Annotated in this window: 6 protein-coding genes; 5 read left to right on the top strand and 1 reads right to left on the bottom strand. The window is 35.0% G+C overall.

Annotated features, from left to right (window positions below; all coding sequences use genetic code 11):
* Positions 1 to 50 precede the first annotated feature (50 nt).
* From FOL89_RS09805 to FOL89_RS09825, 5 genes are all read left to right on the top strand, one after another.
* Positions 51 to 3,134 (top strand): baseplate J/gp47 family protein, encoded by a 3,084-nt coding sequence (locus tag FOL89_RS09805; RefSeq protein WP_144282623.1) that lies wholly within the window; start codon positions 51 to 53, stop codon positions 3,132 to 3,134.
* A 24-nt stretch (positions 3,135 to 3,158) separates the two neighbouring features.
* Positions 3,159 to 6,005, top strand: coding sequence for a hypothetical protein (locus FOL89_RS09810; protein WP_144282624.1), 2,847 nt, complete (start codon positions 3,159 to 3,161; stop codon positions 6,003 to 6,005).
* Positions 6,006 to 6,017: 12 nt separating this feature from the next.
* Entirely contained in the window at positions 6,018 to 9,032 is a 3,015-nt protein-coding gene (locus FOL89_RS09815) for a PKD domain-containing protein (RefSeq protein ID WP_144282625.1), read from the top strand.
* A gap of 105 nt (positions 9,033 to 9,137) precedes the next feature.
* Positions 9,138 to 11,438: a hypothetical protein gene (locus tag FOL89_RS09820; protein ID WP_144282626.1), complete on the top strand. Its 2,301-nt coding sequence runs from the start codon at positions 9,138 to 9,140 to the stop codon at positions 11,436 to 11,438.
* A 141-nt stretch (positions 11,439 to 11,579) separates the two neighbouring features.
* Complete coding sequence (locus FOL89_RS09825) at positions 11,580 to 13,088, top strand: hypothetical protein (RefSeq protein ID WP_144282627.1); 1,509 nt, start codon at positions 11,580 to 11,582, stop codon at positions 13,086 to 13,088.
* 70 nt (positions 13,089 to 13,158) lie between these two features.
* Here FOL89_RS09825 and FOL89_RS09830 read toward each other — a convergent pair whose 3' ends face one another.
* A complete protein-coding gene (locus FOL89_RS09830) occupies positions 13,159 to 13,821 on the bottom strand; it encodes a S24 family peptidase (RefSeq protein WP_228444891.1) in 663 nt (220 codons plus the stop codon).
* Between the last annotated feature and the right edge of the window lie 315 nt (positions 13,822 to 14,136).

Consider the following 14,136-nt stretch of genomic DNA (forward strand, 5'->3'; position numbering starts at 1 on the left):
AACATTACATTAAGTATTGCATCTGACCATAGAAAATTAAATATAAACAAATGAAAAAAACAGATACATTTTCACATTATCGTGAAGGAAAATCACAAATGCAGCGCTTTTTAGCAGAATTAGACCCCGGCAATCTCGAATTGCACGATTTCGATTTGTTTGATTGGCTGTTATTCGCAAACAACTTTGCAAAACATGTAAATTTTTTTGACAAAGATGATGCAGCAACACCACAGGGAAATTGGGGAAATTTCTTCTTTGGTGATGATGCCAATGCAATTCCGCGCAGAGAAAGCGTAGAGTACAAAAGCATGAAAAAACAGGTTACAGATCTTATTTCCCAGTTCGAGCAAGACAGTAACTTGACGCCCCACCTTACCTTATTTGTCTGTTTCCTGAAATTATTGGATTTTTCAAGAAATGCTTTCAATAATTTAACGAAAAGACATTTGGATTTTTATTACAACGAAATCCTTCAGATCGAAAAGAACGATGCTAAAGAAGACAAAGTATATGTGATTTTTGAATTAGCTAAAAAAGCAATTCAGGAAAGAATTCCAGAAGGAACACTTTTAGACGGTGATAAAGATGTCAACGGAAAAAAGCGTGTTTACAAAACTGGAAAAGAACTCATTGCCAATCAGGCAAAAGTAGTTGAGATTAAAAGTTTTCTGAATGATGCCGAGAAAAAAGAGCTGAAAATTGCTCCTGTAGCCAATTCTGTTGACGGACTAGGCGAAAAACTGCCGGAAGAAAGTAATTATTGGTGGCCTTTCGCGTATAATTCTGATGAAACACTTCCCAATAAATCTATTTTTAAAGAGCTTCCGAAAGCAAAATTAGGTTTCTCAATAGCGTCATCATTATTCGATTTAAAAGAAGGTGACAGAACGGTAAACATTACCATTCATTTCCAAAATAAGTTTTCCCAAAAACTGAAAGACCTTAAAAATGAGGATATTAAGGACACAATTAAAGTACTTTGCAGCGGTGAAAAAGAATGGTTATCTGGTGTAGAAGAATTTAAATGCGTAAGGCTTGATGAAAATGGCAGAGCAGTATCAACAGCAGTACAACAACCGGTTTCGTTGTCATTGTCATTTGTATTGCCTAAAAATTTTCCTGCTGTTGTCAATTACAATAAAAAGGTATTATTAGAAAATTTCCAGACCAATTTACCAATTGTACGATTTATCATTGAGGGTAAAAATGACTATGATGTGTATCAGGCTCTTGCGGAAAATGACATTAAAAACATAGCAATATCGGTTGATGTAAAAGGAATAAAATCTGTTCAGATTGAAAATGATAATGGTGAATTAAATGCAGAAAAACCTTATTATCCGTTTACTGCACAACCGATTAAAGGATCTAATTTTTATATCAAATGTCCTGAAATGTTTTCTAAAAAATGGAAAAAAGCAGACATTACCATCAATTGGAAAAATACACCGGATTCTATAAAAGATTTGTACAATGGATATATCATTCAGCCTAATCAAAACATCAGTTTAAGTGCTTTTGGAAGTTTAGAAAACCCATCCATTGTAACTTCAGATGCATATTTTAAAGCAAATACTGCATTACTGGAAGAGGAAATCTGGTATCCTAAAGCGCAGGATATTAATTTATTCAGTAAAGGAGAAGATGGTTATAAGACTCAGTTTTCCATCAGCAGCAATGAGTCCGGAACGAGCGAAGCGATCCGTTTGACACTGAACCAGTCTTCATTACAGGATGTTTATCCTAAATTGTATACACTGGCTTTATCAAGTGGTTCAGAAAAAAATAAACTTATTCCTAATGAACCTTATATTCCTTTTGCTGAAGATATAGAGCTGAATTACAGCGCACAGGAAACTGCCTATTCTTATTTAAGAAAAGACGCAGACGGCGCAGCTTCAAAAAATGACGGAGTACAAATATATCATGAAGATGTTTTCGGACAGTACGAAAAAGATGTGGATACAAGAAGCATTGTACCTGTACATCAGTACGGAGGCGAATTGTACATCGGTCTTGATGCAATACCACAAATGACGGTTTCTCTTTTGGTTCAGATGTTGGAAGGAAGTGAAAATCCTTTGGCAAAAACATTTTCGGAAAAAGAATATATAGAATGGAACATTCTTTCTGGCAATACATGGATTGATTTGTCTAAATCGATGCTGCAAAACGACACAAGAAAATTCTTAGAATCTGGGATTGTAAAGTTTAAGATTCCTAAAGATATTAACATCAATCATACAAGATTTACCGATAAATTGGTGTGGATAAGAGCAAAATCAAGAAGAAGTTATGATGCGGTCTGCAAAATTCAGGGAATTTATACTCAGGCTGTTTTGGCAACATTCCAGAATCAGGATAATGATCTTTCTCATTTGAATAACGGTCTGGAAGCCAATACAATTTCTAAACTGATCACGAGAGTTCCGCAGGTAAAATCTGTGAGTCAGCCCTACAATTCATTCGATGGAAAATACAAAGAAACGGATGCTGAGTTTTACAGAAGAGTAAGCGAAAGATTGAGACATAAAAACAGAGCTATCACACAATGGGATTATGAACACTTGGTTTTGCAGGAATTTCCGGAAGTCTTTAAGGTAAAATGTTTGAACCATACTTCTGAAAAATCATACATGGCTCCGGGACACGTCACTTTGATGGTCGTTCCGAATCTTAAAAATAAAAATGCTTTTGATATTTATCAGCCAAGAGTAAGCAGAGCCACCCTGAATAAAATTGAAAATTACGTGAACCAACTTAATACAATGCACGTAAAAGCTCAGGTAATCAACCCGAATTACAAAGAAGCAAAAGTAGAAACTAAAGTGAAATTCTTTGAACAGTATGATGAGACATTCTATATCAGACAGCTGGACGAAGATATTAAAAAATACATTTCACCGTGGGCATTTACAGATACTAAAGATATTGATTTTAATATCAAATTAAATGTCAATCAGTTGATTAACTATCTGGAGCAGTTGTATTATGTAGATTACATTGATAGCGTAAAGATCCTGGTGAATGATGTTTTACAGAGACAGTCACTCATTGAAGTAGATCCGAAATCTATTCTGGTGTCTGCCAAACAACACAGTGTTACCATTGCAGATCATGTATGTATTTAATAATAAAAAGAAGAAAATATAATTATGTCAGAAAATAAGCACATTAGTATACCCAAAAAGGTAGAAACGGAAGATCAGACCGATTTTCATTTTCTACGCAGAACAGGTGTTGAATACATAGAAAAGTTAGGCGGAAAACTATGGACCGATTATAATTCCCATGATCCCGGTATCACCACTCTGGAAGTTCTGAGCTACGCCATTACAGATCTTGGAATGAGAATGAATCTGAATATGGAAGATATTTTGGCATCGAAAGATGATAAAAAAGATATTCATACACAGTTTCTGAAGGCAACAGAGATTTTACCTTCAAGACCTTTAACTGAGCTGGATTACAGAAAACTGTTCATAGACATCAGTTTCAGTTCCGGTCACAAAAGACCGGTCCGTAATTGCTGGCTGGTTCCTAAAACCGAAAAACTGTATGTTGACTGCAAAACAGGAACACTTGATTTTAAACCAATCGGAGAAAAAACAAGCGATTTTAATGTAAAAGGATTGTACGATCTGTATGTCGATTATGCAGAAGATATTGATGCTGAACACGGCGAATGCGATAAATCTTCAACCAGAGTGAAAATTCTGGAACGCTATCATGCCAATAGAAGTCTGTGCGAAGATTTGGTGGATATTAAAGAAATAGAAACCCAAAAAGTTGCCGTTTGTGCCAGAATCGGTCTTGAAAATAAAGCAGATGAAGAACTGGTACACGCCAAAGTAATCAGAACAATTAATCATTATCTGGCTCCGGAAGTTCATTTTTATTCGCTGAAACAAATGCTGGATAAAGGTCTTGCTACAGATCAGATTTTTGAAGGTCCGCTTTTGGATAACGGTTTTATTGATGATGTAGAACTTAAAAACAGCCAGTTGAGAAGAGAAGTTCGTCTTTCAGATCTTATCAGCGAAATCATGAAGGTTGACGGAGTGAAAGAAATTCATGAAATTTCTATTGCAGGCTGCGACAGCGTGGTAAAGCAAAACAATGATTGGCTGATCTGCATCGAAAAAGGTAAAAAGCCGGAGCTTTGCGAATTGAGTTCTTTCAGTTACAGTAAAGGTGCGCTTCCGTTAAATATCAATGAAAAAAAGGTTCAGGATTATTTAGAAACGCTTAGAAAAGAAGAGCAAGCGTTGAGAGAAGATGCGAGACAGAATAAAGAATTGCTTTTGCCGAAGGGAACTTCTTACGACATCGGAAACTATGCTACTATTTTAAATGAATTTCCGGATACTTACGGAGTAGGAATTTCTGGAATTATAGGAAATCCGACACCGGAAAGAGAAGCATTAGCAAAACAGTTGAAAGGGTATTTACTGTTTTTTGATCAGATTCTTGCGAGTTATTTTAAACATTTGGAAAAAGTAAAAGAAGTATTAAGTATTCATGGAGATTTAAAAAGAACGTATTTCACGCAGACTCTTAAAAATATTAAAGGTTTTGATGAATTGGTTTTAAATTATGATGCTGATGACGACAAGCTTACAGATGCATTATACGAGGAACTTGATAACAGTGTAGAACGCAGAAATGAAGTTTTAGATCACCTGATTTCCCGTTTTGCCGAAACTTTCAGTGATTATACTTTCCTTATGAAATCTCTGTACGGGAAATCTGCAGATGAAATTGTTTTAAGCAACAAAGAAAACTTCTTAAATGAATACAAAACATTAAGTAAAGACAGAGGAATTGGCTACAATTATACATTAGATGATGTAGGAAATCTCTGGAATACCAAAAATATTTCGGGTGTACAGAAAAGGATTGCGCGTTTGCTGGGACTTAAAAATTATACCCAACGAAACTTATCTCAAACTCCTATTGTGATTATCGAAACACAGGGAACCGACGGTAAACCAATCTACACTTGGAAAATAAAAGACGCAACAGGGAATATTACTTTATCATCTGTAAATACTTATAAAATAGAATATGCCGCCACCAAGAATCTGCACGAAGCGATTTATCAGACCATACAAATCGATCAGGAAGATCTGGATAATGCATTAGAGAAGCTGGAAGAAGCTCAGCCAACGTATGATTTGATAGGGAATATTCAGATTCGCTTTTCATCGGGAGGCAATTATTATGTGGAGATTGTAGATGATTCTGAAACTAAAAAAGTAATTGCTACCCATAAAAAAACCACTCCTTACTCTTCGCTTGACGAGTTGAAAGATGGAATCATTAAAACAGTAAATTATTTTAAATATGATTTTACTGAAGAAGGAATTTTCCTTGTAGAACATTTACTGCTGAAACCTGCATTTAAAGATTATAAACTTATTGGCGGTATTGGTTGTATGTCGGTACAGGATACCTTTAAAATCTTTCAGAATATGGAGGGAATCGGTTATATGACAATCGGAGATACGTTTGAAGTATTTTCTCCTGAAGAAGATGAAGAAATTCCTTCTACCCCTATTAAATATGCCGATGCGCTGATGTCTTCGTGCGAAGAAGACTGCGAAGATGATGTTTTTGATCCTTATTCTTACCGGGTAAGTGTTGTTCTTCCGGGTTTTGCGTATCGTTTTCAGGATCCTGATTTCAGGCGTTATGCCGAAACAGTCATCAGACAGGAAATTCCGGCTCATATTTTAGCAAAAATTTGTTGGGTTGGAGACAGAATGAGCGACAAACAGACTGCTCAGAACGATTTGGCGGGATTTGAATCTGCCTTTAAAAAATATCTTTCAGATAAAGCTAAAAATAATCTGGAAAACTTAGGCAACAGTACTGATAAGCTGCTTACAGCTCTTTCTCATCTGAATAATATTTACAGACCGGGAAGGCTCTTAGATTGCGATATAGAAGATAACGACAGCCTGGACGGAAAAATAATTTTAGGACAATCAAACATATAAAATTGAAAAACAATGAATGCTAAATTAAACAATATAACAACCCAATATAGAAAGTTTAACGAAAACCAGGTGTTAACAGAAGGGCAGCTAAACGAGTTTATCGACTATTTTGAAGATCAGGACAGACTCTCCAGAACCCGATTGAGCGGAGTAGGAATTGTATGTGGCTTTAAATCTATATTTTTTAATGCTGCTGCAATTAAAGATGCCGATGTCATCAGACAAATCTTCAAAGGAAAACAAATAAATCCTGAAGATTACCTGGATACCATTGTGATCACACAAGGAGCAGGGGTCACAACAGACGGAGATTTGATGACGCTGCGTAGAAGAATAGAAAAAGCTGTAGCCAATTCGGATGAAAAAGTCATTGAAACGCTTATTGATTTTGACACCAATGCTTACAGGTATTACAGAAGTTATGAAAGTGATGTACAGTACAATCACTTTAATATCAACAAGAAACAGATTCCTCTTTTAGAAATTATTACACAAGGGGATTATGAACTGTTAAAATCTCAAGGTTTAAAACTTGATGATTTTAAAGAAGTAAAAGATATTGATACATTAAGTGATAAAATCGTCATTCTCTATTTAGAATCTTATTCTAACGAAGAGTCGCCTTGTGAAGATGCGGATTGTGATAATGCAGGAGCAGAGCAGGTTTCCAATCTTAGAGTGCTTTTAGCAGATTCGCAAGTTGCTAAAGATCTTTTAAGCAAAGGAGATGCAAAGGATGCTGTTTACGAACTTCACAATGAGTACGGAAAACTTCATGACAGGCTTCCGAGAATAGAAGCCAAACGAGTGATTTTGGATTCTTCCATTACAACGCCGTCACAGTTGAAGACAAGATTCTACGATTCTATCAATACTGTTCCTGCTTTAGTTGATGGTTTTAATGATATTGCAGCAACCTTTAGTTTAAATGATCCTTCGCTAAATGCAAAAATAAACTCATTGCTATATACTTCTACACTCAATCTGGGTGATTATCAATACCGATATGATTTGTTTAAGGATTTAATTGATACCTACAATGAGATCAAAGGATTGCTATTGCATCTTGATGCTGAATGCTGTCCAAATATTAATTCTTTCCCTAAACATTTGATGTTGGGAGCTTTAGGAGATGCATTGGAATTGGGAGAAAAAGCTGATTTACGTCACAGTTTTTATCATTCACCGGTAACTACAAATGATGATGAAAATTATGAAAGAGTGATCATGCTGATCAAGCGTTTTATTGAGAAGGTTAATAAATTCAAAACTCACAACGGACCGGTCAAAATTACACCTTCCAATTTGTATGTAAGGCTGGGTAACAAAGCGGTACCTTATTATTATAATGTAGATCAACCTTTATTGGCTCAATGGAATTTTGAAAAAGCAAAAACCGACAGAGAAACTTACAATCTAAGCTATCATACAAATAATTTAGCAGGAGACGATTATGTTCAGAATCCGCTGAATTATAATATTGATAATTACGACTTCTACAGAATTGAAGGACACTTAGGATTACCTTATGAAACTGCTGTACAAAACATCAATGATCTCAAAGTAAAATATGGGTTGCCTTTCGATGTCGGTGTATTGCTTTTAAATAAAGGTGAAAAAAAGGATAATAATTTACCTTCCGAACCAAGGAAATTGTCAATAGAAGATCTAAGAAAGCAATTGGTTTCAATTTCTGATGACATCAGCAAAGAAAAAGGAGATTATAAAAGCACTTTGTTCAATTTGTCTAAATTAGACAGTGACTTAAAATTGTTAAATAAAGCTGCGTTCACAGCTCCGGGATCAGATAAGGAAGTGGTTATTGTGAAAGAAGATCCGAAAAAAGAGGAGATTTCTACAGAGCTTTTAAGTGATTTCTTAGAGCGTAAATCAGGCTTAGAGCATTTGGCAGGTGTAGAACGTGGTGGGTTATTTTTATTAATCGCAGAATCGGAAGTAAATAATCAGGTTCTTGCAGATTTTTCATTACCTTATTTGTGTTGTTCCAAAAAAGACCCTGTATTTTTGGTATTACCGGCAAGCCAGCTTTGTCAGAATGATGCTCCGATTTCCATGACTATCGTTCCATTGGATGGTGAAGTAAAAGCATTTGTAAATGGTTCTACTCCGATACCTGCCATTATGCAATCAGCAGGTCAGAGTTTCTTTGATCCAAGTCTCGTTAATGCAGCTTATTTTGGACAAACCATTACATTTACCGTTAATGATGATCCTGTGGATGTACAGATGGTAGTGTACAAAAAACCGGAAATTATATCTGTATCTGCAGGTGACATAATCTATGATACTCCTACTACAGATGAAAATGCAAACAACCCTGATGCAACGGTTGAATTTAATGTTGTGGGAGATTTTACTGGTCTTACATTTACTTGGAATTTTGGTGACGGTTCTCCAATAGTAAGCAATGAGGCGCCAACCAACAAAAAAACTCATGTGTACAATCTTGTTGCTGGTCAGGAAGATATTTATAATCCTACACTTACAGTAACCAATAGTAATGGCTGTAGTACTATTTACCGATTGGCACCATTAAAGTTAACTGGACAGTCTACTATTGCATGTCTTAGCGGTATGAGAGTGGTCATTCAATACAGACATGGTATAGATCCAGGTCATACTTGTAACAGAGCTAGTTTTAATTTATTAGGAAACGGACAAATAATAGATGGTCAAAATCCATTCGATCAAAATGGTGTTGTAAAAGGAAATATTCATTTAAGTAATACCGGTGGAAACCAAGATAGACATAATTATCCTCCAAATGTTAATAGTGGATATAGTAGATATAGTGAAATTATTATAACTCAAGAAGAAGCAGAACAATTAGCTTCAGGGGCTTCTGATGGGTATGTAAGCTTTTCTCTTGAATGTGCATTAGGTTCTTGTCATACAGGGGTTGCGTATACTCAATTATTCCTTGCAAACGATCCGGCGCCAATTTATTCTGGTTATCCAATTGGTAATTTTTTACAAATAAATCCTTGTACAGGAGCGACAAGATAATTATTCTATACAGGATAAATCAGCGAAACAACTTCATAGACATACTTAACTGTCTATGAAGTTTATCACAGCATTTTTAATAAATTATTAAAAAAATGAATAACAATGAATAATCAATTAAGTAATATCTCGACTCAATACCGAAAATTCAGTAAAGGACAATATATAGAGCATACGCAGTTCAATGAGTTTTTAGATTTTTTCGAAGATCAGGATCGTTTGTCCAGAGTCATGCTTCAGGGGGTAGGTATTGTGTGCGGACTAAAGCCAAAGCTTGTTTATAAAGACAGGTTGTTGAAAAGCATACAGTTTTCTCAGGGAGCAGCACTCACGACAGACGGAGATTTACTTACCTTAAATAAAACCAATAAGGTAAGTGAAGAACTATATGTAAGTGATTTAAAAACCATTAACATAGACCAGAAAGAATATACCCATTTCAAAGGATATGATAATTTTAAAGCAAAATATCCGGCGTTTTATAATGAAGAAAAGCAGATTGAACTTTGGGAATTAGCAACAGATTTAGAGAAGAATTCAGATTTCCAACCGATTGAGAAGCTTTCTAATTTAGAAGATAAATATTTGCTGCTTTATTTAGAAAACTATGAAAAAGAAGTAAAACCTTGTAGAGGAGTTGATTGTGATAATCACGGAATTCAGCAGGTCAGAAATCTCAAAGTGTTGGTTACCACAGCAGATGGAATCAAGTATATTCTGGAAAAAGATAAGATTCAGCCTCATCCTTTGTTTTTAAAAGATATTTTGAAGGATGAAAAAATAGAGCGTGTAATTATAGATCATCTTATTTCAGAAAGAGGAATTGATGCAGGTTTTTCTTCGCTTGATTTAAAAAATATGTATGTCTCCGTTTTAGAAAAAAACGAGTATGGTGCGGGTATTTTTGCAAAAATCAATGCAATCTCCAAAATTATTGGAATGCCGGAAGTTGATCATGAAATTTTTGAAGCAAAACTGAAAGAACACCTTGATAAGTCAGTAGGATTTCAATATGTTTACGATGTCGTAAAAGATTTATCGGATACTTATTCTGAAATTACGGCGTTGCTTCCTAAAGCATTTACCCAATGTTTTCCGGATCTGGTTTCTTTTCCAAAACATATTATGTTGGGGAAATTAACATCAAACATACAGCTGGATCCATATCGACATCAGTTTTACAATTCTCCGGTTTTAGATGATGATAAGGCGTCAAAAAAACTTAGATTATTAATCAGTCGTTTTGCACAGCAGGCAAAAAGTTTTAGGTACTCTTTTGATTTTGAGGCTAAAACAGAGATTAAAATTACGCCGTCACAAAAACTCAATTCTCTCAGCAACAAAGCAATTCCTTTTTATTACGAAGTTTCAGAAGAATTTTTAAAAACCTGGAGTTTTGATAAAACAAACAATCGTTCGTCCAAAGAAAATTTAGGATATGACACAGATTTGCTTTCACCTGATGCTCACATTCAGAATCCTGTGAGTTTTAATATAGACAGAAATTCTTTTTACAATATCGAAGGGCATCAGGGAATGAATTATCAGGAGGCTTTTGAGCAAATAAAAAAGATCCGAGATGAGCAGCAGTTAGGATTTGATATTATGTTACTTTCTTTTACAGAATTATTGAGAAATAAAGACTTGTCAAAAGCTTATTTTAATGATTATGTAGAAAAAAACTCTGGTTTAGAACATTTACATGGAGTTGAAAAAGGCGGAACCTTTGTAATGGTTTATGAAGCTAGCGGTAGAGTGACCACAATTGTGGCAGATTTTTCACTTCCGTACATCTGTTGTACACCGAAAGTCAAAATTAATCTGAGTTTACCTAGCGCTACTATTTGTGCAGAAGCAGATCGTATTCCTTTTACGGTGCTTCCTTTCAATGGAGTGGTGACTGCAGATGTAGATCCTAAATTCAATGGAGGAGTAGAACTAGTCAACGGACTTTATTTCTTCAATCCTCAATTGGTAAGCTCAGAATTACATGGTCAGGAAATTACTTTTTCAGTCAATGGAAGCCCTGCAAATTGTAGTATTAAAGTTATTGCCCAGCCAAAAGTAAAAGTTGAAGTCATTTCTATCGAATATCCAGAAGGAGATTCGATTAAAACAACAGTTGACTTCAAAATTTCAGGAGATAATGTTGCAGATTACCAGTACAGTTGGGATTTTCTGGGTAACGGATCTTTCATTACCCTAAATCCTGACGCAAACGGACATATAAGATATACTTTCTATAATCTTTATCCGAAACGAATCCCGACGATAAAGGTAAATGTAATGAGCGAAGGATGTACTCAAAATCTAGTGATCAGCGATTGGTATGAAGAAGTTCCTGTTGTAATAAATAGTATCAACTTTCCGGAAGGCGGAGATTGCTGCGAAGGTGTGGCTGTGTAATTATTGCTATTGATGAGACGATAGTAGCAATTACAGGTTTACTTTCAAGCTTTAAATAGGATAAAGGGTGTATAAAAATCCAGCAGATTCATAAAACACCCTTTAAATTCAAAAATTAAAATAATAATAAAGAATAAAAAAATGGCAGTAGCAAAATGCAGTATTTCATTTGATGTAAATTATACATCTTCCTCGCCAGTAACAAGCGCAATTGCATCTTATAAAATAAGTTCGGCTGGTTCATATACAGACTTCCCAATTCCGTTACCAACAGTACCTTATGTTGGAAGCAATCTTTCAGTAAGTCTTCCGGAAATTCAAACTTACGGCGATTATCATCTAGTTGTTACATTGAATACCCAGGATGGAGCTGTTGCGAGAAAAGAAAGTTCCTTTAAAATAGGGAATTGCCCGGGAAGAAATCCGCCAACAGTTTCCTTAAAATGGAATGATGGCGAATTAAACGCAGACAGATCATGCACACAATCGGCTTGCAGTTACACTATTGATGTCAATGCAACTGATCCTGATAATGATATTACAAATATTAGAATCCAGAAAAGTACCGATGGCAGTACATGGAACACATTTACTGACAATCTTACTATAGGAAATTTTACAGATTCTATCAATACAGAGGGTAAAAATTATTATAGAGCAGTTGTTATTGACGCAAAAAATCATTCAGTCATATCAAATACACTTTCTTATACTAAAGAAAAAGCAGAGGTTCCTGTCTGTGATCATTTATCCAATACAAAAGATGCAAGATTAGATATAATTGAGCTGTCTAATTCTCCTGATTGGGTAATCGCAACAGTAGATGTCGCTCAATCGGCAGTTGGGAAACAAATGAACATGTCTCATGAAATATATTACAGAAGGTGTAATGATATTTTTAAGAATAATGTAGAAGTTGTGGGAACAGATAATAAAATCATACAGACTTTCGAGATTCCCAATGATTTGCCAAGCGGAGTAACGGGGCATCAGTCTTTACCAATTGTTTACACCCCAAATCAGGCCGGACAAATTATGCTCAGAATTAGTGAATATTCATCTTTTACGACAAATGAAAAAACACCTGCTCATTTGCATGTAGAGTCTCAGCTTCTGTTTTTAGATAAAGAAATTGAATGCAGCAGAATTTCAGCAGAACATAATTTTTCAATATATCGTGGAACAGATTGCACAGAACCTGAATTTAAATATACGGAAATCGCAAGAGATGAGCCTTCTGATCAATGTAAACAAAGCAAGTTGTCTTTTATGTTAGAAGGAGACAGATCAGATGTTCCGATGACGTTTTATCTGGACGGTAATCCTTCCGGTGCAGTAGCAAGCATCTATATAGAAGGTGACGGAGGCATTGTAAAGCAATCAAACCTTGCTCCGCTGAATATGGTAAGGCAGACTCCGGATGGAGATCCTCAACGTACCGAAATTCCGGTTTTTGTAACGGTGAAGGGAAAGATTAATGTTGATATAATCTTAGATGCAAGTCAATCTGTGAGGGTTAACGGAGATATCTCTCTTGCAGCATGCGATACCAGCGGCGGAAAAACTCCTTTTATCCAAAATGCATTGGCAGAAATGAGAAGTACTTCAATGAGTATATATTTAAACAATACTAAAACAGTTTATATTTAAAATATTTCAGACGAAGCTTTAAAGATAAAAATCCTCAAAAAAAATGAGGATTTTTATTCAAAAAGATGTTTTATCTTCTGTTGTTTTTGCGTCTTGTACTGATGATGTTGAAAAGTTTTGCAACGTCTTTCAGGTGGATGTCAAAATCATCATAATATTCGTTCAGAGAATGAACTGTGATAATGCCTTTCTCAACATCATGGTTGATGATGCGTTTTACTAAAATTCCTTTTTCTTTATGCACGATCACAAAATCCCATTTGTCATAATGCAGTTTGCTCATCCAGTAATCTTGTCTAATGTTTCTGCATAAAATAATGTCGCCTTCCAGGTAGCTTTCGTAGGAGCCGTTATCCATACTGTCTCCTCTTACTTCAAAGCACATATATTCTCCACGGTGTTCTACATCGTCACTAAAAGGAATTGTTGGCAGACTCTCTATATATTCTTCATCTGCAAAGCGGCTCAGGTAGCCAGCCTGTGCGTATTGATTGGCAAGAGGAACATACATGATTTTCAGATCTGAAAAAACAACGGGAGACGCAGCTTCATTTTGTTTTTTCTGTTGTTCCTGCAGCAAATTATTGACAAAATAGGCCGTTGTTTCCGGTATTTTGCGTTCGCCTTTTTCCCAATATTGTACAGCTCTGGTACCAACTCCTATAGATTTTGCTATATCAGATTGCTTCATTTTGAGTTTCTTTCTGATTTCTTTAAATTCTAAATAGTTCATTTTGATACGGTTATAATTGGTTGTTAAAAAAAATACGCAAAATATTCATTTTTTATTTTGAAAAACGAACATTGTTCGTATATTTGTCTCGCTATTAAGAAACAACAATGCAAATATACGAAAATATATTTATTAATTGATTTTATTTTAATTGTAAGAATTTTATTTCAATTTATTATATTCTTATAATCAGAGTGTTAAGTTATTGGTTTTTATTGAATACTATTTGTAATCAAATTTTTCTTTATTAGTTTTATTCAACTGCAATCAAAGCTGAAATGAAAGTTATAATTAGATAAATTCAAGATATATGAA

The organism is Chryseobacterium echinoideorum, from assembly GCF_007474535.1.
In the GTDB taxonomy this organism is placed as follows: Bacteria; Bacteroidota; Bacteroidia; order Flavobacteriales; family Weeksellaceae; genus Chryseobacterium; species Chryseobacterium echinoideorum.